Origin of the sequence: Enterobacter sp. MGH85, assembly GCF_001037655.1 — a bacterium.
Taxonomy (GTDB): domain Bacteria; phylum Pseudomonadota; class Gammaproteobacteria; order Enterobacterales; family Enterobacteriaceae; genus Enterobacter; species Enterobacter intestinihominis.
This window is the reverse complement of record NZ_KQ089926.1, coordinates 84,416-104,483: the sequence shown is the minus strand read 5'-3', so window position 1 is coordinate 104,483 and position 20,068 is coordinate 84,416. Positions and strand designations below refer to the sequence as shown.

At 49.0% G+C, this 20,068-nt stretch carries 20 protein-coding genes and 1 pseudogene; 6 read left to right on the top strand and 15 right to left on the bottom strand.

Annotation, left to right across the window (positions count from 1 at the left end; all coding sequences use genetic code 11):
- Nucleotides 1-21 precede the first annotated feature (21 nt).
- From fecR to istA, 3 genes are all read right to left on the bottom strand, one after another.
- The gene (gene fecR, locus SK51_RS23155) at nucleotides 22-975 is read right to left on the bottom strand and encodes a ferric citrate uptake sigma factor regulator FecR (RefSeq protein ID WP_004118237.1); all 954 of its coding nucleotides are present in this window, start codon (nucleotides 973-975) and stop codon (nucleotides 22-24) included.
- On the bottom strand, nucleotides 972-1,493 hold the full coding sequence (fecI, locus tag SK51_RS23150; RefSeq protein ID WP_015572123.1) for an RNA polymerase sigma factor FecI: 522 nt from the start codon (nucleotides 1,491-1,493) through the stop codon (nucleotides 972-974). Before fecI ends, fecR begins: the two co-directional genes overlap by 4 nt.
- A gap of 429 nt (nucleotides 1,494-1,922) precedes the next feature.
- Nucleotides 1,923-3,047, bottom strand: a complete 1,125-nt coding sequence (istA, locus tag SK51_RS23145; RefSeq protein WP_016236494.1) for an IS21 family transposase — start codon at nucleotides 3,045-3,047, stop codon at nucleotides 1,923-1,925.
- A 61-nt stretch (nucleotides 3,048-3,108) separates the two neighbouring features.
- Here istA and SK51_RS23140 point away from each other — a divergent pair.
- Nucleotides 3,109-4,278: pseudogene (locus tag SK51_RS23140) on the top strand (IS3-like element ISKpn38 family transposase); the annotation flags it as partial.
- A gap of 17 nt (nucleotides 4,279-4,295) precedes the next feature.
- On the opposite strand, the gene SK51_RS23135 reads toward SK51_RS23140, so the two are convergent.
- Nucleotides 4,296-5,443, bottom strand: a protein-coding gene (locus tag SK51_RS23135) for an IS3 family transposase (protein ID WP_088581786.1) whose coding sequence is annotated in 2 segments (ribosomal slippage) — nucleotides 4,296-5,206 and nucleotides 5,206-5,443 — 1,149 coding nt in all. Because the reading frame shifts where the segments join, the coding sequence is not laid out codon by codon here.
- 130 nt (nucleotides 5,444-5,573) lie between these two features.
- Nucleotides 5,574-6,563: a tyrosine-type recombinase/integrase gene (locus tag SK51_RS23125; RefSeq protein ID WP_016236492.1), complete on the bottom strand. Its 990-nt coding sequence runs from the start codon at nucleotides 6,561-6,563 to the stop codon at nucleotides 5,574-5,576.
- Nucleotides 6,564-6,788: 225 nt separating this feature from the next.
- Between SK51_RS23125 and SK51_RS23120 the strand changes: the two genes are divergently transcribed.
- Nucleotides 6,789-8,222 carry a hypothetical protein gene (locus tag SK51_RS23120; RefSeq protein ID WP_048207293.1) on the top strand — a complete coding sequence of 478 codons (1,434 nt, stop codon included), beginning with the start codon at nucleotides 6,789-6,791 and terminating at the stop codon, nucleotides 8,220-8,222.
- 200 nt (nucleotides 8,223-8,422) lie between these two features.
- Here SK51_RS23120 and SK51_RS23115 read toward each other — a convergent pair whose 3' ends face one another.
- The 4 genes from SK51_RS23115 to SK51_RS23100 form a co-directional block, all read right to left on the bottom strand.
- Nucleotides 8,423-9,517 carry a hypothetical protein gene (locus tag SK51_RS23115; RefSeq protein ID WP_032670851.1) on the bottom strand — a complete coding sequence of 365 codons (1,095 nt, stop codon included), beginning with the start codon at nucleotides 9,515-9,517 and terminating at the stop codon, nucleotides 8,423-8,425.
- A 70-nt stretch (nucleotides 9,518-9,587) separates the two neighbouring features.
- Nucleotides 9,588-9,818, bottom strand: coding sequence for a hypothetical protein (locus SK51_RS23110; protein ID WP_015572030.1), 231 nt, complete (start codon nucleotides 9,816-9,818; stop codon nucleotides 9,588-9,590).
- Nucleotides 9,819-10,346: 528 nt separating this feature from the next.
- Nucleotides 10,347-10,832, bottom strand: coding sequence for a GNAT family N-acetyltransferase (locus tag SK51_RS23105; RefSeq protein ID WP_048207291.1), 486 nt, complete (start codon nucleotides 10,830-10,832; stop codon nucleotides 10,347-10,349).
- On the bottom strand, nucleotides 10,820-11,086 hold the full coding sequence (locus tag SK51_RS23100; RefSeq protein ID WP_007869691.1) for a type II toxin-antitoxin system TacA family antitoxin: 267 nt from the start codon (nucleotides 11,084-11,086) through the stop codon (nucleotides 10,820-10,822). The genes SK51_RS23105 and SK51_RS23100 overlap by 13 nt, the downstream gene beginning before the upstream one ends.
- Before the next feature lie 652 nt (nucleotides 11,087-11,738).
- Here SK51_RS23100 and repA point away from each other — a divergent pair.
- Both repA and SK51_RS23085 read left to right on the top strand, forming a co-directional pair.
- Nucleotides 11,739-12,752, top strand: coding sequence for a plasmid replication initiator RepA (gene repA, locus SK51_RS23090; RefSeq protein ID WP_032670853.1), 1,014 nt, complete (start codon nucleotides 11,739-11,741; stop codon nucleotides 12,750-12,752).
- A gap of 889 nt (nucleotides 12,753-13,641) precedes the next feature.
- Entirely contained in the window at nucleotides 13,642-14,445 is an 804-nt protein-coding gene (locus SK51_RS23085; RefSeq protein WP_032670854.1) for a DUF4225 domain-containing protein, read from the top strand.
- Here the strand turns inward: SK51_RS23085 and SK51_RS23080 are convergent.
- The 3 genes from SK51_RS23080 to SK51_RS23070 form a co-directional block, all read right to left on the bottom strand.
- Entirely contained in the window at nucleotides 14,423-14,746 is a 324-nt protein-coding gene (locus tag SK51_RS23080; RefSeq protein WP_015572034.1) for a hypothetical protein, read from the bottom strand. The two genes, SK51_RS23085 and SK51_RS23080, sit on opposite strands and share 23 nt — an antisense overlap.
- A 14-nt stretch (nucleotides 14,747-14,760) precedes the next feature.
- A complete protein-coding gene (locus tag SK51_RS23075; protein WP_032670855.1) occupies nucleotides 14,761-15,531 on the bottom strand; it encodes a TraX family protein in 771 nt (256 codons plus the stop codon).
- 367 nt (nucleotides 15,532-15,898) lie between these two features.
- Nucleotides 15,899-16,423: a hypothetical protein gene (locus tag SK51_RS23070; RefSeq protein WP_015572036.1), complete on the bottom strand. Its 525-nt coding sequence runs from the start codon at nucleotides 16,421-16,423 to the stop codon at nucleotides 15,899-15,901.
- A 141-nt stretch (nucleotides 16,424-16,564) separates the two neighbouring features.
- Between SK51_RS23070 and SK51_RS23065 the strand changes: the two genes are divergently transcribed.
- Both SK51_RS23065 and SK51_RS23060 read left to right on the top strand, forming a co-directional pair.
- Nucleotides 16,565-16,825 (top strand): type II toxin-antitoxin system ParD family antitoxin, encoded by a 261-nt coding sequence (locus tag SK51_RS23065; protein ID WP_015572037.1) that lies wholly within the window; start codon nucleotides 16,565-16,567, stop codon nucleotides 16,823-16,825.
- Nucleotides 16,812-17,108, top strand: a complete 297-nt coding sequence (locus SK51_RS23060; RefSeq protein ID WP_015572038.1) for a type II toxin-antitoxin system RelE/ParE family toxin — start codon at nucleotides 16,812-16,814, stop codon at nucleotides 17,106-17,108. The genes SK51_RS23065 and SK51_RS23060 overlap by 14 nt, the downstream gene beginning before the upstream one ends.
- Before the next feature lie 223 nt (nucleotides 17,109-17,331).
- Here the strand turns inward: SK51_RS23060 and pcoE are convergent, their stop codons facing one another.
- The 3 genes from pcoE to pcoR all read right to left on the bottom strand — a co-directional run bounded on the left by pcoE (nucleotide 17,332) and on the right by pcoR (nucleotide 20,061).
- On the bottom strand, nucleotides 17,332-17,766 hold the full coding sequence (pcoE, locus tag SK51_RS23055; RefSeq protein ID WP_032670856.1) for a copper resistance system metallochaperone PcoE: 435 nt from the start codon (nucleotides 17,764-17,766) through the stop codon (nucleotides 17,332-17,334).
- A 217-nt stretch (nucleotides 17,767-17,983) separates the two neighbouring features.
- Nucleotides 17,984-19,384: a copper resistance membrane spanning protein PcoS gene (gene pcoS, locus SK51_RS23050; protein ID WP_047746539.1), complete on the bottom strand. Its 1,401-nt coding sequence runs from the start codon at nucleotides 19,382-19,384 to the stop codon at nucleotides 17,984-17,986.
- Complete coding sequence (gene pcoR / locus SK51_RS23045; protein ID WP_001188930.1) at nucleotides 19,381-20,061, bottom strand: copper response regulator transcription factor PcoR; 681 nt, start codon at nucleotides 20,059-20,061, stop codon at nucleotides 19,381-19,383. The genes pcoS and pcoR overlap by 4 nt, the downstream gene beginning before the upstream one ends.
- Nucleotides 20,062-20,068: the final 7 nt, after the last annotated feature.

The window sequence follows — 20,068 nt, the reverse complement described above, 5'->3', positions numbered from 1 at the left end:
TCGAAATGAGAATTATTTTTCTTACAGCGGTGAAATGTTTATCCAGTACCGCGTAATAGACTGAATTTTAACGGGAAGCGTTTGAGCGATAACGTTCAGGATCGCATCGGTATTTTTCAGCGGGAACGTCCCGCTCAGGCGCAGCCCGGCAACGGCGGGATCGCAGCGCAGCACGCCGTTGCGGTAACGGCTTAGCGTGGCTATCACCTCACCCAGCGGTTTATCGCTGAAGCTCAGGATGCCCTTCGTCCAGCTTGTACTCTCGTCATCCAGCGGTTTCACTGCGCCAAACTCAGAGGCGCTGAACTGCAGGCTTTCACCAGCGTTCACGATGCGTTTTTGCGCGGGGGCACTGGCGAGAAGCACTTCCACGGCGTGCTGCTGCACGTCAAGCTGCGTGAAATTATCCTGCTGGCGGACGGTAAATTCTGTCCCTAAAGCGGTGAGTTGGCCCTGACGGGTCAGGACGCGGAAGGGGCGTTGCTGCGCATCTTTCGCGGTAGTAATGGCGATTTCACCGTACCAGAGCCGGACGGTGCGCTGATGCGCATCAAAACGCACATCCGCCGCGCTTTGGGTATTCAGCGTGAGCAGGGAGCCATCTTCCAGTTGCTGACGGCTGACTGCGCCTTTGGCGGTGCGGTAATCTGCCCGCAGACCTTCGCCGGTTTCCGACTGCCAGAGTTGCCAGCCTCCGCCAGCGCCGAGCAACAGCAGTAATCCTTTCATCACGTGACGGCGGGTGAGGCGGGTATCGTGCAGCGCCCGGCTGGCAACGTCGCCAGGCACACCGCCAAGCTGGTTGCGCAGGTTTTCAACCTGCTGCCAGGCCCACTGGTTATCCTGATCCTGTTCATACCACTGTTGCCAGCGCGCTTCCTGTTGTGGGCTGACGCGCTCGCCGCTTAGCACGGCATACCAGTGGGAAGCTGAACGCAGCGCCTGACGGCGGGAATCGGTTAACGAAGGATTCATAACCCATGCTCCAGACGAAACAGCAGGCAGTGCTCGACGGCTTTCGCCACGTATTTTTTCACGGAGCTGACAGAAACACCGAGTTTGTGCGCAATCTCGCTGTATGTCAGGCCATCCAGTTGCGAAAGCAGAAACGCTTCACGTGTTTTTCCGTTTAGCCCGTCCAGCATGCTGTCGACGAGTTGTAGGGTCTCGAGCTGGCTTTCGCGTTCCTCAGGTGAAGGCGCTACCCCCTCCGGCATAAGCGCCAGCATCTCCAGATACGCTTTTTCCAGCGCGTTTCGGCGAAACAGGTCCACCATCACGCGTTTGGCGATAGCGCACAGGAAAGAGCGAGGATCGCGGATCGTCGAGAGCGTTTCGCTGCTCATTACCCGCAAAAAAGTGTCCTGGGCAATGTCATCTGCATCAAAGGCAGACTGGAGTTTGCGCGTCAGCCAACTTTTCAACCAGCCGTGATGGGTGTCATAAAGCGACTCGAACGTTAAGGAAGCTGTGGTAGTGGCACGGTCAGACATGCGGAGTGCATCAAAAGTTAATTATCACGTAGCCATATTAATATGAGAATGGTTATCATTACAATTGGAAATAAAATTGTTTCCAATAAACATTTTTAACATGTTGTTTTTCTAAGTGTTATAAGGTAGGTATAAAATGGGATGGATCCTCTGCTTCTGGCATCTGTCGGTCAGAATGACATCATGATGTGGTCAACTATGAGTGTTGCCTGAAATGTCGCCAGCCCCCGGTACAGCAGAAGTATCTCGGGCTTTCTGCGTTTGCTCCTGGTGGGTATGGCCCCCGCAAGCGGGGGTTATTGCTAACTGTCGTTTCAACAAAAAGTAACTTTTTTCACTTTGCCCCTCAGTACAAATTAGGGGCTTGCCGCGGATGTACCATGCCTGAATATCTTCGAGTGATGATTTGGTGCGGCTTTGTTGAATAAATCAGATTTCGGGTTCCACCTGACTGACCTGCTGCCAGAGCGGGGCGTGATGCTCCGGCACGGTCTGCCAGCCGGATGCAGCCGAACAGAGACGGTGCGATGCCATCTGCTGCTCATTACTGTAGATCCGCAGTTCATCATCCAGCGAGATCCGTATTGATACCGGCTGGCCACACAGGCTTTCCGGCACGCTGTAACGGTTTCCGCCAACCTCGATATAGCCATCCCAGGAGACATGACGGATATCGAAGTAGCTGGTATCGAAGTCCGTATCCGGCAACGGCTGCAGATGCTCCTGTTCCTGCGTGAAGCGCTGTTCCGGTGTCTGCCTGAACTGGCGAAGTTCCCGCCTGTCGGCAACGTCAGCCATCCACTGCTCCAGTAGCTGATTAACCTGGGCGAAGCTGTCGAACCGGCGGTACCGGACGAAGAAGTTCTCCTTGAGGTATTTCACAATCCGCTCCACCTTACCTTTGGTTCTGGCCCTTCGTGGACGGCATGCCCGTGGCAGGAAGCCATAGTGATCGGCCAGCAGCAGGAACCCGGAGTTGAACACCATCTTCCCGTTGTTATTTTTCAGCACTGCGGCTTTCTGATTATCGACCAGCACGGTTTTCACGCTGCCGCCGAAGTAGCGGAAGGCGCGGACCAGTGACTCATAGGTATGTTCAGCATCCTGCTTTGGTGCCGCGAAGACATGGAAGCGACGTGAGAACCCCAGCGTGTTAACCGCGAAGTTAACCCTGCATCGTTGCCCGGCAACCTCAGCCTCAACTTCTCCCCAGTCATGCTGGAGCTGGTAACCGGGCTGAGTTTCGAAGCGAACCGTTTTCTTCGATGGCCGCATCTTACGTTTTGGCTGGATGTAGTAACGCAACATGGAGCGTCCGCCGGTATAACCCATCGCTTTGATTTCCGCGAGGATGACCTCGCCGTTCCAGACATTCTCAGCCAGACGCATGTCGATATAGTCCATGAACGGCCTGAGTTTGGCCATTTTGTGGCGTGTTTTTCTGGCCGGAGGTTCCGGGTATTTCAGGTACCGTCTGACAGTCCGCTCAGAGCAACCAACCTGAGTGGCAATATCAACAATATACGCACCCTGCTGGCGCATTTGCTTTATCATGTAAAAGTCCTCATGAGCATGGGGAGTGCGGACGAATTCCTGGACCTTCAGGGGTTAATTTATGCATTCATACGAGGACCGGATCCGGGCCGTCGAACTCTATTACCGGTACGGAAAGAAAGCCTCCGTTGTCGTCATGGAGCTGGGATATCCTTCCACAAAACAGCTGGGCCGTTGGGTTCGGATTTATGAAGAGAAGGGCGATTTACCCAGGGAATTAAAGCCAAGAGAACGCTATTCACGGACACAGAAAATTGCTGCTGTTGAGCATTATCTTACTCACGGTGGTTGCCTGTCGTACACTCGCCGAGCCATCGGCTACCCCAGTAACGAAATTCTAAAGCGCTGGATTGAAGAGTTTTACCCAAATGCGCGTCCCCTGGTCATTCGCTCAGGCACAAACAAATGCTTCAGCCCGGAAGAGAGGTCTCAGGCCGTCCGGGAGCTCTGTAACCGACGTGGAACCGCGCGTAAAGTTGCACAAAGCATAGGCGTCAGCGTCCCGGTCCTGTACAAATGGAAGAAAGACCTTATCAGTGACGAGGCTTATCAATCCATGCGCAAACGAAAGGCAGCCCCTCAAGATAAAAATCAGGATGCTTTACTCGGTGAAATCCAGCGACTCAGGCAGCAGGTTCATCAGCTGCAGCTCGAACGTGACATACTGATAAAGGCGAATGAACTGATAAAAAAAGATCTGGGCATCAGCTTTCTGACACTGAAAAACAGGGAGAAAACCCTGATAGTTGATGCCCTTAAGAAAAAGTACCCCGTTGCTGAGTTGCTAAGCGTTCTGCAACTTGCCCGCAGCTGTTATTTTTACCACAAAGCCAGCAAACGTCTGTGCGATAAGTATGCGGAAATACGCGTGATCATGGCCGATATCTTTGAGGAGAATTACCGCTGTTACGGCTACCGGCGCCTTCACGCGATGCTTCGCGGTAACAACAGGGTTATTTCTGAAAAGGTTGTCCGCAGACTGATGGCAGAAGAGCAGCTCGTTGTTAAGCGCACCAGGCGACGACGATACAACTCTTACTGTGGCGAAATCGGCCCGGCACCGGAAAATTTACTCGCCCGGGATTTTAGTTCCTGCAGGCCAAATGAGAAGTGGCTGACCGATATTACGGAGTTCCAGCTTCCTGCTGGAAAAGTCTATCTGTCGCCGGTTATCGACTGCTTTGATGGCCAGGTTGTAAGCTGGTCGATAGGAACACGCCCGGACGCGACTGAATCGCCACGGATAATCTAGACACTTCCTAGCCGTTGATAATACTGGTTTTCATATTCTGTCGGTGACATCTGATCGCTGGAACCATGCCGACGCTTACTGTTATAAAACATTTCGATGTAATCAAAAATATCGCTGCGGGCTTCTTCCCGCGTTCCGTAGCTCTTTTTCTTTATCCGTTCGCGTTTCAACAACTGGAAAAAGCTTTCTGCAACCGCATTATCATGGCAGTTACCGCGACGGCTCATGCTGCCCTCCAGGCCGTGTGATTTCAGGAACGACTGCCACTCATGGCTTGTGTACTGACTGCCCTGATCCGAATGAACCAGCACCTGTTTTTGGGGATTACGGCGCCATACAGCCATCAGCAGTGCGTTCAGGACAATGTCCTTTGTCATCCGGGATTGCATGGACCAGCCGATAATTTTGCGTGAGAACAGATCAACAACCACGGCAAGATACAGCCAGCCTTCGTGGGTCCTGATGTAGGTTATGTCCGTTACCCAACGCTTATCCGGAGCATCCGGATTGAACTGTCGCTGGAGCCTGTTGGGCGACACGATACTGGCCTCGCCTTTACGTGCCCGCGGGCTCCGGTATCCGACCTGAGCCTTTATCCCGACACGTTTCATCAGTCGCCAGACTCTGTTCACTCCGCACTGTTGCCCGCTGTCCCGCAGATCCAGATGGATTTTGCGATAACCATAGACGCATCCCGATTCCAGCCAGAACTGTTTAATCTGTCCTGTCAGTCTCAGGTCTGCCTGATGGCGTTGTGAATGCGGCTGCTGAAGCCAGGCGTAAAAACCACTGGGATGAACATCCAGCACCCGACAGAGCAGGCGAACAGGCCAGCAACAGGTGTTGTCACGGATAAAGGCGTACCTCAGTCGGACAGCTTTGCGAAGTACGCCGCGGCTTTTTTTAATATGTCCCGTTCGTCGGTAACCCGCTTCAGCTCTTTCTGGAGACGGCGGATCTCGGCCTGAGCATCTGACTGTTCTTTATTAGCGGAAGAATCCGGACCGTACTTCTTTATCCAGGCGTAAAGGCTGTGGGTGGTGATATCGAGACGTGTTGCAACGCTGGCAACAGAATAACCGCGATCAACAACCTGTTTGACTGCTTCAGTTTTAAACTCTTCGGGATAACGCTTACCGCTCATGGGCACCTCTCTTTAAGCCATCTTAAATGACTCTGAGGTGTCTGTTAAACCCGTGGCGATTCAATCGCGTAGCCTGCGAACATATTAACCTGGTATCTTGTTAACTTAACATCTTGCCATCTTGTTAAGTTCATATCAGATCCAGACGGTCACGGGCCGTGCGCAGGCGCGCTTCTCCGCGGCGATCGTACTGCTGGGTGGTGGTGACGCTGGCATGACCCATCGCATCCTTCACCGTGATGAGATCCTCGCCGTTATCCAGCATGGCGGTGGCAAAGGTTCGACGCAAGTCGTGCGGCGCGCATTTGGCTATTCCGGCCTGGCGCTGGCGCACCTGCAGGACATGGTACACCGCCTGGTCGGTCAGGCGGTCATTCGTCAGGGTGTCAAAACGACGGATACGGGTGAACAGCGGCCCCTCTCTCTCCCCCCGAACCTGTTCAATCCACATTGTTAGCCGCTGCCAGGTACCAGCCGGCATGTATGCCAGCCGCTCCTTGTTTCCCTTACCCAGTACCCGGAGCGCCCGCTCATGGGTGACAACGTCACTCAAATCCAGCCCCACGGCCTCCGAGCGGCGCAGCCCGCAGCCGAGAATGACGGCCAGCATTGCCGCATCGCGTACCCCGATGCTGGAGTCATCGGCCTCGCAGGCACCAAACAGCGCCCGTATCTCCTCCGGTGGCAGGGCCCGGCCGCGCGGCAGGCGGCTGCCCCTCAGGTTACGTACCGCCCGGATGTGCTGGAAACTCTCGACGTCCATTAGCTTAAGCATCCAGGCTTCTTTTGCCACGCCCTTCAGTGCCGAAAGATAGGTGTTGACGGTGGCCGTGGCCCGGCCGGTGTCGCGCAGCAGTTCGGTCACGGCCATCACGTGGTGGCGCCGCAGGCTGCCCCAGCTGCAGGACTCCAGGGACGTGGCGCCGAGCATGCCGGCGACGATGCCAAGGAACGAGGCCATGGTCTGCCGGCTGCGGGGTGAATTGAGGGACAGCAGGTAGGCCCGTGCGGGACTGACCAGGGCATTACCACCTGACAGCACCGGCAGGACATCCTCATCTGGCGGAATGACCACCGGGGGCGGGAGCAGCTCGGGTTCGTCGTCGGGCATCAGGATCATGTCGGGCTCCGTCCGGGCCGGAAAGGGACCGGCGCGCTGCGTGAAAAATCGGGGTAAATGATACCGTCAGAGCGTACCGCAGAGAGTCTACTTTTTCAAAGATACATTTTAATAAGTAGAATAAATCGTATTGTATTTTTTGCACACGTTTATACTTTCATGATATGCATAGCAACTGACTAGAAAATCAACTGTGTTACAAATCGATTTTGTGAGGGAACATATATGGCACAAAAAAAAATTCTTACGATAGGTTTTGATCTGGCTGACGAAAGTGCTGAATACAGTTCTTTTGATAACAACATTTCTCTTTTAGACTGGGATGTTATACTCATAAGACCTGATATATATAGTTATATCAATAGAAAGGAGTCTACATTCCAAGGAAACCCATGTTTATCAGATAATGACTCCTTTAAATTAAAAGCGCAGTCTGAGCACTGGCGTAGAGAAATTAAAACAGCCGTAGAACATGGGAAATTAGTAATAGTATATTTATGTGATAAAACACCTGTTTCTATAGCTACTGGAGAAAAACGCACATCTGGTACTGGCAGAAATCAAAAGGTGACAAGAATAGTAACAAGTTATGATAACTATCAGTTTGTTCCCTGTGAATTAGCGCTAACAAGCGGCAAGGGTAGGGAAATGAAACTTTCAAATAATAGTTCTCAGATAGTATCATCTTATTGGAAACAGTTCTCTGCTAAATCAACCTATACTGTTACTATTGAATCTAATAATACAACAAAATTGATACTCACTAAAAACGGAGATAAAGAAGTTGGTTCGTTAATACGAAGTAATAATAGCAATGGAGCGCTGCTATTATTGCCAGACATAGATTTTTATCAGGATGATTTCATAAATGATGAAAATGAATGGACAAGTAAAGGTGAGTTGTTTGCTAAAGAATTGATACGAGAAGTGGTGTTAATGGCAAAATTGATCAACTCAAGCGGGGATATAACTCCTCCACCAAAGTGGGTTGAGTCCGAAAAATTTTTGCTAAAACAGGAAATTACTGCATTTGAGAGCCTTTTGAAAGTTGAAGAGAAAATACAGGCCATCCAGAAAGAAAAGGAGCAGATACTCAGCCAAACAAAAGATCTTGCGCGTCTTAGAAATCTTCTGTTTGAAAAAGGCAAGCCACTTGAGCATGCTATTATTGAGTCATTGGTGCTAATGGGTTTCAGTGTTTCACAATTTGATAATGGCGAGTCTGAATTTGATGCTGTTTTCGTTTCTGAAGAAGGACGATTTATCGGTGAGGCCGAAGGCAAAGATAACAAAGCAATTAACATAGATAAACTTCGACAAATAGCTCTTAATATACATGAAGATCTTAAGCGCGATGAAGTTATGGCACCAGCCAAGTCAGTATTGTTTGGAAATCCTTATCGTTTAGAGCCTGTCGAAAGCAGAAAGAAACCATTTACCGATAAATGTATCGCTTCAGCACAAGCCAGCTCAACAGCACTAATATTTACACCAGACCTGTTTTTAATTGCTAAATACCTTAAAGAAAATAAAAACAAAACTTTTGCAAAGAAATGCAGGCAGTCAATATTTAAAACTGTAGGCAGGGTTGTATTCCCACAGTTACCTAAAAAGAAGAGCGACATAGCGAGCCCTTCAGCAGAGATTCAATCATATTAATTTATAAAGTGGTATCATTTGATGCCACTTTATTTGAATCCTAGGATATATCAATAAAAACACTATCAAAAGGATGTTGATAAAATATAGATACTAAAAATTCCAAGCATCGGCTAGGTAGATATATCCATATATTGAAAAAACCGCTGCGAAAGTATCTCCAGCAACGGTCTCTTTAACATCACAACCTTTGTAAGTAATCATTTAAATAACGATATGATTTTCTTATTGTTATTGGCTTGGAAAAACATTTCTACCTTTTTATTCACCAATCCTTCAGATGCTTTTATGTCTATTTCGGCATCCATATCATCTAAAGTAAGGTAACTTTTATCATCTCTACTTAATATTAAATAACTCATGCTATTGGGCTTAACAATAACCTCTGCCGAATCAAAAAATATCTTCCCCCCGATGACCGTACCGTTCGCATGATACTTTTCAAAAATTTCTTGCTTTGCTTTCTGCTGAGTTTGCTCATCGGCAAAATCACTTATATTTGATATCTCACCCCAAAAGGCATGACTTGAATTTACTTTATAATTTGCCTTAAATGCCATTGGAGAACTTAGTTTATTTACTAGCCTAAATTTATATTGAATTTTACCGTTCAATCTCCTGGCATCAACCAATTCGATTGGATACTCTTTTTTTGCAATGTCGTAATTCTTTATTACTATATCGTTACCAAATGGGGAAATCAGAAAACCATTATTTTTGTAATCACTGTAAAACAGAGAATTGTGTATATATCCGATTGTTTTTTCAGGCGAATCGCCGCTGCTTATCAAGTAACTTAATACGCCTAGTGTTGTCGTAAATAGAGCAATGGTGAACGTTAAGACCCCAGCGCTGGGAGGAACTACATCTTGTGTCAGATATACTCGCCCATTGGCATCTTCTGATTTTATCCGCGGCCTTATTTTCTTCTCTAATTTCCTCGCACCTTCAACCAATATCACCATCGATATTTTTTCTGAAGGAAGAACTCTATCTATAAGTATTTCACCATTTTCATTTTTATAATCATAGGTGGATGATAAAACACTACAACTTAACCCATTAGGCATCTTTATAATTACATTTTTTTCTTTATCTTTTCCGTTGTTATATATACTGGAGTTCATAGTAAATGCATTATCGGCAATTGATGTGTTTTCAATTGAATTCCAACATGACAAATAAAGCTGCCTCTTTCTGAACAGAGACAGTAATTTATTCAAAACAAGAGCGACAAAAAAGGAAATTATAACCTTAAATGTATTCGACAAAATATCTTGCATTTTATTACTCATTTTTTCTTCAGCAAATTATTCTGATTTTTTTATTTCGGCTCAAAATTAGCTCTGAGCCGATAGATAGGCATTACTTGTTTTTTATTTCGCACATTTCTATATAGTGATCTTCTGCTGCATCGACAATTTTAGCCAGACTTTGCCTTTCCGGGCCATCGCGACCATCCAACCCCTCACCTTCAGGGCGATTAAACTTAACAAAATCATATACTTTTTTAACTAGCGTCCTTGCAAGTTCAGCTCGCGCGACTGGATTATCATTGGCTTGAGCATTCAGCCACTTCTCAATTTCGTTATGCATTTCTGATCCTTTCGAAAGGTAATGGGATATTATGGCTTATACATGTCAATTTCTGCCACATAGCGGTTTAGGGTTCTCTGACACCCAAAATTTACCTATGCATTGGGTGGTCTTTTTATATCATACTATTGAAACTATTTCATTTACCGGACATTTAGCCACAATATGAGATTCAACGCCTTGAATGTATCTTGCATGAGCGCTCAAGAAAGCGGCGTCAATATCTCTCAGAGTTCTCAAGCTGGGTGGCTGTAAGACGAATGGTAAGATGGCGTCGGATCCTGAGCCGGTTTTTTCGTTCAATGAGATTAAACTCCGTTCCGTATGCCTTCATCAGTCTCATCCTTTGAAAGTAGTGAGCACTGTGGTTAGACTGTAGCGCGGACATGTCTATTTGGTCAGAGACGGACATCTCAATTTAGCTACTACAACATTGGTGCGTATAACAAAGATTATGTTAAATTCAATAGTAAAATCATTATAAATCAATATCTTAAATATCGAACAAGCCCCTTTCTTCCTCAAACCTCACTGTGGTAACTTTAAAAACAATGTCCGTTCCTGAGTTTGTGATGCCTTAAAGCCATGGTGAAGATAAAAGTTTTTGGCTTCTTCAGTCAGTGCATGAACCATAATCGCACGGACTCCAATATTCTCAGCTACACGGTAACAGCGCAGAACTGCATCATGCAGTAAATCGGCCCCGAGCCCTTGGCCACGGTATGAAACATCAACTGCCAGGCGAGCAAGTATGATTACGGGAATTGGATCTGGCATATTGCGCCTGAGGCTTCCCATTGCTTCCACGTGGTTAACGCTGCCGGTGGCCAGAGAGTAAAAACCGACAACCTGTTTAGTGTCTCTTTTACAAACGACGAACGTTCGTGCTGCACCAAGAGCTTTGTTTTTTAATCCCCTCTGTTTAAGCCAGTCATCAAGTACTGCCTCACCACTGACGAACTCTGCTAGTTGATGGGAGCTGGATAATGGTTCTGGTGCTGTTACACGTCCCACTGAGGTTTCCTTGCCAGAAGTTTATCAATAGCCGCCTCATCCGAAACCGGTGCATCGAGCATATCGATAAACTCTGCATACTGCTCATCGTTAAAATTAAATACGCGACGATCGAGGATCACATTCTCCGCAGCCTGACATGCCATTTCCAGGATGAAGTCCGTGCGTGATTTATGGAGAATCTCTGCTGCAGCATCAATAAGTGCTCTTTGAGATTCTTTAGCTCTAAGGTTGAGCTGAACATCTGATTTCATGAGTGCGCTCCTTGTATAGCGATTGCTTTACAAGCATATCATATGGATTCTGTATAGCAAAAGCTATACGGTTTTTTAAGTGCAGTGAACATACGAAAGAGTCAACTTGCAACTATTAGGTAAAGCTCTTCCTCTAAATTATTTTCCTTGCTCTGGCCTACCAAATCAAACCCAACGCCCTGAATTTACTGCGTGCGATGCTTGCTAGCAGTCTCATCCGGACAATTAGCATGAAAACTATGGATTGTTATCTGGTCTAACATCTGGAAAAGTTACTGATGAGAAGGTAGTATTCGGATCGTCAGCGATCGTCTTGTGGTGGGACAGATTGTTGATTCAGATTACTTTTGTGTCCTAACTCAAACTGACGGTTTGACTGCTTTGTGGTGAGGCAGGCGGGTGGCAAAAGATGGTTTTACGGAAGAAATGCGGACTTCCGGAAACAGACAGGGACAGGACGTGTCCAGTAAAACGTTCAGGAGCAGGTAACGGGATTTCCCGGAGCCTGAATGCACAAACCCCCCGACATCTGTCATCATCTTGGCGGAAGACACAGATATCAGGGGGTCCAAAAGCAGGCGCGTGGCCTGTGAAGGATTATAACGCATGCACCACATAACACAACACCCGGCCGCCATAAGAACAGGCCGCCGTGAATGACAATCAGATTTCTGTTCACTGGTCAGATCTACCGAAAGATGAGCTAACCCGTTTCTGCCAGGATGTCGATGCCGGCACTCAGGGTAATTTCCTCATTGCACCGGTCAAAAAACTGACCCGCCGCAAACGCGGTGAGCATTCCACAAAAGCCAAATGTGAGAACCCGGCCTGGTATCGCCCGGAGCATTATAAAAAGCTCTCCGGACAGCTCGGTCATGCCTACAATCGCCTGGTGAAAAAAGACAAAGAAACCGGGCAGGTCAGCCTGCGCATGCATGTTTCTCGTCACCCTCTCTATGTCGCCGGCCGCCGTAAGGCGGGACGTAAATATGGCTTCCGTCCGGAACGTCAGCGCCTGCTCGATGCGCTCTGGCCAGTGCTCATCAGCTTCTGTGATGCCGGCAAGCATACCGTCGGCATGTGTATCTCCCGTCTTGCAAAAGAACTCAGTGCAAAGGACGCAAAAGGCAATGTCATTCCTGAAACGGAGGTGACGGTGTCACGCCTTTCACGGCTTATTGAGGAACAGGTACGGTTTGGCGTTCTGGGCCTCGCAGAAGAACGCGCCTGGGATCGTGAATCCCGCACCTGGTTGCCAACGTATGTCTATATAACCCCCGTGGGATTCCAGATGCTGGGCGTCGATATGGACAAGCTGTTTAAAGAGCAGGAGAAGAAGCTCCGTCAGAGCGCCGAGCGTGAGCAGCTGATCCGGGAAGGAGTGATGAGCGAACATGATGATGTTCAGGCCCACTCTGCGCGGAAATGCTGGTCTGGCCGTAAGCGTCGGGAGGCACTCGTTTACCGCCGCAAAAAAGGCGCGGAGCGTAAACGTGCCAACAATCTGATTAAGCTGCCGGCAGATGAACGACTCCATGCAATGTCTGAATGGATTTACCGCACCCTCCCGCCTGACGAAGCGTACTGGTGCACATCTGAGCGCCTGAAGGCTCTGGCCATCCAGCATCTTTACCAGCTGGATCTGGCGCTTTCTCCCCCGGACTAGTCACAGACGACACAACAGTCTTCTTGTTTACGGGCCCCTCACTGGGGCTTTTCGTGCTGGTTTTTTTCGGCCACTCTGCTCATTTTTCAACCTTCACTCCGTTCTCCTTCCGGTCACCATGACGTTCTGCTTGTCGTTATGGCCCCCAGTGGCCACTGTCTCTTTTTTTTACACAGAAATCCGCAAACGAATAAGTGAAGTAACCCGGAAACGAATAAAAGACATTCCGCAAAACAGTCTTACTTCACCGTTTTTATCTCTCTGTTCATTTCATTCCAGAGTAGATCTTTGTCTGCAGTCACTCTGTGGATAACGAAAAATGCCTTCGCATGCAGCGGCCTCACGGCCTCGCGCTCAGAACAAAATCAAAAGTACCTCCCGTCGCAAGCGCCGGGCCCCTTTCTGGCCAGAACCCGGCACCGCATACATACCTAACCCCTGCTAAACCGACGCCGCCCCGGCCCAAAGGGCCGGAACACCCTCGCTTTAAGAGGGATGTTGTAACTAGAAATCAGAGCCGCTGCAGTTTGAGTCGCGGTAAGCTCACTGTACACGCTCGTAAGCGCCTCACGGCGCTAACGCGGAGATACAGCCCGTCAGCGGCCTGTGGCCTCGACGTGCTCACTCCGACCGCGCACATCACAATCAGGCGTGGCGGTTAACGGATATGGCTTTGCAGGGTAAGGGATGGGACAGGCAGAACCTTTCAAACCGCAGCGGCTTACGCCGGTCACGGCGCCCATCAACATTCTCGCCCTGTCTGGCCTCAGCTGGCGCCTCCATGCCGCGATGCGGCATCGGTGAGTTCTGCAGGACTGCATGCCCATTTTTTGTTGTCAAAAATCGTTTCGGGAATATGCTTTCAGAAACAGATAAGCGAGGCGATAAAATGGACACGTTGCTTTTACCCGGCCAGAATCCCCGTGCCTGGGCGGAAACCATGATCAACCTGGAGGCCCGGAAGCTGGTGAATACGGCCAACACGGTGGCGGCCATGCACCTTCAGGATGGTTTTATCCGGATTCAATTTGTGGATGAGATCAGAGCATTCATCATGACCCAGTTTGAAGCCGCGCGCCGGGCAAAAACGGATGATGACTGTATGGCCTGTCTGCGGGCCTTACGGGCTGAAAATGCCAGCCTGCTGGAGCAGTCCCGATCGCTCAAAACCGGCTATGCAAAACTCTATGCCGAGGTGAAGGTTGTCCGGGACGAGAACAAAATTGTGGGCTACATCATTTCTGCGGTCGACGTCGTGGTGGCCGGTGCGGCCATTTTTGGTGGGATCGTCATGATGTCTTCGATGACGCCGGTGGGCGTGGTGGCCGGCGCGGTGATTGTCGTAAATGGATTCAATACGATTTCACGGGAAGCCGCGCACAACTTCCTCGGAGATAAGCAGACGGAAGGTATTTTCGCTGACGGCTCGATGGAGATCGCTGAATTTCTGGGATTCAGCCGGCAGCAGGGTCTGGGAACCTATAAGACGGTCACACTTTTCAGTGAAGTCTACGGTGCGTATGGCCTGAGGCTGAAACCCGAAGCACAACGGCTGTGGTACTGGACCAGGCCCGATTTTTTCAGGAAAGTATCCAGCACGCCACGTCCCGCGATGGCGCTTAAAATTGCGGGATGGGGGGTTAAAGCCAAAGTGGCGCTTGATTTGCTGACTATTGAGCCTTCCGGGAAATAGTTTTCTGCAGGCGGAAAGCTTTCCAGCCCAGCGCAGGTGGAAAGGTCACCCAGGCAATGATAAGGACAACAAGGGAGCTCATGCCCCCGGAAAGAATGTGTGTCCGGCTGCCGGCGATGAGGGTGACCAGCATAACCAGAACCAGCGCGACCGTGATCCATGCCGACACCCGGAAGCGCCGTGACAGCGCTTCGATGAGATGCTGCATGGTGCCTCCGCCTGCTGCAAGTCGGCCCTGTAAGTTATCCACTTCGCTCTTGCTGAAACCTGCCTCAAGCAGGTCTTTCTCACTGATAGCCATTACGTCCTCCCTAATCAGGCGAAAGTATACTGTATCAGAACAATAATCCCCAGGTGACCAGCGTAAGCATAGTAAAAGAAATTACGCGGCATGAAACGCTGGCGGCCTTCCGGACAGATTTCCCTGCAGAAAGAAACCACCACCAGGGGGAATACCAGAGTAGGCAGCGTGGCCAGTAATAATGTTTCTGCGGGCAGGTTCGGGATATGCGACAACCCGTTTAAACAAATCAGTGACAGCACGACGCCAGCGACCGCCATTCGCTTCCCTCCGGGCATGCCACTGCCTGATAAGGTTGCCATACTGATGGCCAGCGTAATTCCTGCCAGCCCGTAGCTTTCCGGCTCCAGTGGCCAAATCATTAGGGCCAGGATCAGATATCCCGCAAGCATTCCTTTCCGGCCGTGCCGGTACTGCAGGGCAAGCAGCTGCGTGACGCCGGCAAATACGAACAGAATGTTCAGGGCCCACCAGGGCTGGTGATGCAGGAAGGCCAGGCTGAACACCGGCTGCGTAATGATTGCCCAGATCCACAACCGATTGGCTCTCTTCTGAAGTCGTTCCGGGGTGCGCTGTACGTTCATCGCCCATATAAGCGTGAACAGGGGGAAGGCCATCCGGCCAAGCGCATACATCATCGGCCAGGCTGGCGACAGAAACACCGTATTGGTGTGGTCGATAATCATGGCCAGAAGTGCGAGGAGCTTGACCATATCGAGAGCAGCGGGACTGAGCTGGCACGCGTTCCGGATACTGGGAAGAACGTTGGGTACTGAATGATTCATGCTGTATATTCCCCTGGCGACACGCGGTTAACAGCCAGCCCTGAACATAATGCCAGAATGCCCTGCCAGTTTGCGATGTGACCCTGACCTTTAGTTTCTCCAGAATCTTGCGCACCGCAAATTCTGATTTATCACGCAGCACGCGCATTGCACCTGCCACATCCTTATTCTGAATACAGATATTTAAAATATGAAAATCGTTCATAACACTCCCTTCCTTACTACATATATCGGCAAATATATTGATATATTTAGTTTAAGGAGTGCAATTGCTTATTATTTTACCATATTTTGCATGGAAAGATTTTTATAATTATAAAACATGCTGCTGCAAAATAACTTAATATACATCTCAACCTAAAACCGATTATTCCTGGCTGATATCCGAAGATTGAGCAGGATGAAGCTTTGCATAATCTTCTCGAAGCGATTTTGCCGCGGGTTTCCAGGCTTTCGCCCACTCATCATCCATTCTTCCTACACCAACAATCTTCAGTGCGACAGCATAGGGGGTGCGCCCTTGCTGTTTTGAAAGCCACAGGATGTGATCATCAATTCTGTCATCAGGTATATCGTCGATAATGGAATGGATAACATCGAGATCCTCTGGCAGCCACGGCTTTCCAGTACGGGGAAACACCAGGTCCGGTTCGCGCGGTTTCTTTACCTTCTCGTTTTTAGCGATCTGTCTGGCTTCTTTCTCCGCAGAAATGAGCCGTAGTCGCTCCTTAAGCCCACCCAGTGTGGCAACCGTTTTAATTAAATTTTCTCGCTGTTCGCGAGTAATGCTTTGCTCATCGCAGATCAGGTCGTTCAGGGTATCGATGAGTGTATCTACCCGATTTTCTGTTAATTTCATTTCCAGTTCTCGCTTAAGGCTACAACTCAGCATTCTATTAGATATCTATTTGATTTCGCATCCCTGTTGATCTCATAAATGCAGTCCATAGTCTCGATCACTGAGCATGGAAGCCTGATGCTAAAATGATATACTGATGTAAGAACAAATCTTACATAATGAAACGGAGGGGTTATGGCCCGTACGATGACGGTGGACGTGGGTGATGAGCTGCGCGAATTTATCGATTCCCTGGTTAAGGCTGGTGATTACCGTACCCAGAGCGAGGTCATGCGAGATGCGCTGCGTCTTCTGCGAGAGAAGCAGGCTGAATCCCGCCTTCAGGAACTGCGCGATCTGCTGGCCGAAGGCATCAGCAGCGGCGAGGCGAAACCATGGAACAAGGATGCATTCCTGAATAATGTCAGGGCCAGGGTGGCAAATGAAAGAGATTGAGCTGACACCCAAAGCAGAAGAAGATCTGGAAGCAATCTGGGGCTACAGCTTCCGACAGTTCGGGATTGTTCAGGCGGATGCGTATATCAGCCGTATAGCAGCGGTTTTTAACGTGCTGGCCATGCATGACATCGGCACGCATCGCGCTGAGCTGGGAGACAATATCTGCTCGTTGCCGGTGGAACAGCACATGATCTATTTTGTGCCATCGCATTCGGTGGTTACGGTCATACGTATTCTCAGCCAGTCTCAGGATACGGCACGGCATGAACCCTGGATATAATCGGGCAAGAAACTTTAAATACATAAAAATCAATTACTTAGTTCGTGTAATCTATCTTATGTTAAATTTAGTCCGTCGTTCATTTAGTTCATAACAGGCCGCAGACTACGATTAATCATACACAGACATAATCTTTCATTTGGTTTAAAAAAAACGCTCCCGATCGGGAGCGTAAGCCAGTGACTTCGGCGTCAAATGAGGGTCTGACAAGTGGAGCTGCGGGTTAATTCTGGGTGATCTGGCTGCGATGCTTTTCAGCCTGCTGCTGATGAATAACGGAAGATTGACCATTATTCGCCTTCTCATGCATAACAGCGGCTTTCTCATGCTCGTTCATTTCGGAAAATGATTTTGCTGTTTCGTTAGAAGCTGCTGGCTTGGATTTCATCATTTTTTTATGCATTTCAGCCATGTCCTGATGGGCAGCAGAATTGCCGTTTTGCATCATGTCATGGGACATTGCGGCCTGATCGTGACTGCTCATATCCATCATTGTCATGCTGTCTCCCTGAACTGCGCTTTTTTCAGCAGATGACTGCATCTGATGGGCAGGAGCCTGTGCATTATTTACCTGGTCATGCATGTTCATTGTCTCTGCAGCCATGGCGGATGAAGCGACAGCCATAATGGCAACAAATGATACGAGAATCTTTTTCATGGTTGGGTCTCCGGTGTTTACATACCCAAACAATCAATGGCTTATAACAGAGAAAGCAGTTGATCTCAGGGCGGGTTAATCATCACTCCAGGAACCAGGTGATTGTGTTATCACGCTGCTCCTGATTTATGAATAATTATAAAAAACCGCCTCTGTTTATCGCGTGACTGAATGATGACAATTTTGTCACCTTCCAGGTTTCTCCTGAACAACGGGATTAATCCATTAACAGGCGCACTTTGAACACAATTTCACGCCCCTGCTGTTCTGCTGACAGCTCGCCGCCGTGAGCATGAATGATCGACCTTGTAATTGATAATCCCAGCCCCGCGCCTTCCGTGTTGTGGACCCTTGATGAATCTGCGCGATAGAAGCGGTCAAACAAACGTTCAAGATTAGCGGGAACCGGGCCAGACATCATATTCGTAATCATCACGTTCACACAGTCACTGTCACGCTCAAGGCGTATCGCTGTACAGGTGTTATCGGGAGAATACTTGATTGCATTGGAAAGCAGGTTACTGAAAGCACGTCGCAGCATATCGCTGTCTCCGGCAATAACGCCCTCTCCTTCAACCGTGATTGTCTTTCCTGTTTCGTCTGCCAGGGGCTCGAACAACTCACGTAATTCATTCAGTTCGGCTGCCAGATCCACATCATGTTTATCCAGCCGCAGCAGACCATGCTCTGAACGTGCCAGAAAAAGCATGTCACTGGTCATTCGTGACAACCTTTTCAGTTCTTCCAGGTTAGCGAATAAAATTTCGCGGTAATGCGAAACATCCCTTTCCTTAGCCAGTGCAAACTGCGTCTGCATCATCAGATTACTGACTGGTGTGCGCAGCTCATGCGCGATGTCAGACGAGAAATCTGACAGTTTCCGGAATGCCCCCTCCAGGCGATCAAACATATTATTGAACTCCTGCATGGTCTCAGAGATTTCCGGCGGAGCCAGATCGGGATTTAGACGCTGATCCAGGCTGTGTACAGTCATGGAGGAAGCCAGACTGGTCATTTCCCGTAACGGTTTCAGACCAATACGTGTGGTCAGCCAGCCCAGAAAAACAGAAATAAAGACCAGACCGATATTGAACCAGAACAGCCAGGTACTGAGTTTGTCCATCAACAGGGTGTGATACCCAGTATCCGTGGCAACCGTAATGATGACATGTTTGCTTTTACCCTGTTCCGGCGTCACGGCAACCCGCCGCGAGATACTGCGGTACACGGTGTTATTTTCTTCCGTCTGGATCATATAGTCGAGAATATCACCCGACTTATTAAGCAGGACCGCTGGAACAACAGAATTTTTGGCATAGAGTTCAACAATTTTTTCATTTTCCATGTTTTTTATAGAAATGAATAAACCATTGTGCCCTACCATCGCATCGTTTATTTTTTCTGATAATGACTTAATATCCGTTTTGTTCCGGAACGTCTCTGTTTTAAGAAACTCTTCGGTGAGCTGAAGTTTACCTGTCAGAAAATCGCGGTCCTGATTATCGAAATAGCCATTAAGGGTGCTAATCAGGATAAAACTTGATAACCACCATACCGTAAGCATCACCGCAGAAAAAATCAGGCTCAGGCGTGTGGTCAGGGAAATTTTGAACCTCACTCTTCTCTGATCTCCAGGACATATCCGGCACCGCGAACGGTATGGATCAGTTTTGGCTCAAAGTCATCATCAATTTTACTTCTCAGACGTCTCACGGCGACATCAATCACATTCGTATCACTGTCAAAATTCATGTTCCAGACCAGGGACGAGATAAGACTCCTGGGTAACACTTCTCCGGTGCGTTGCAGCAGCAACTCAAGCAGAACGTATTCTTTACCGGTGAGATGGATCTTCTTCCCCGAACGGATCACGGTCCGGCGCACCATATCAACGGTCATATCGGCGATGGTGCAGACTGTTGCGGCCTGCGAGCGTGCCCGGCGCAGTAGGGTTCTTACACGTGCAACCAGCTCCGTAAAATCAAAGGGCTTAATCAGGTAGTCATCTGCGCCAAGCTCCAGTCCTTTCACTTTGTCCCGCACGTTGTCCTTTGCGGTTAAAAACAGGACCGGTTCTTCGTGCCCGGACTCCCTCAGTGCGCTGATGATTTGCCACCCGTCGAGGAAAGGCAGCATCACGTCCAGTATTATCAAATCATACTGTCCCTTCGACGCGGCCCCGAGACCATCGCGGCCATTATTAAAGAGATCGGCCTGATAGCCTTCCTCAACCAGTCCCTGCTGCAGGTAACGACCTGTTTTTTGTTCATCTTCAACGATTAAAATACGCTGCATGGTCAAC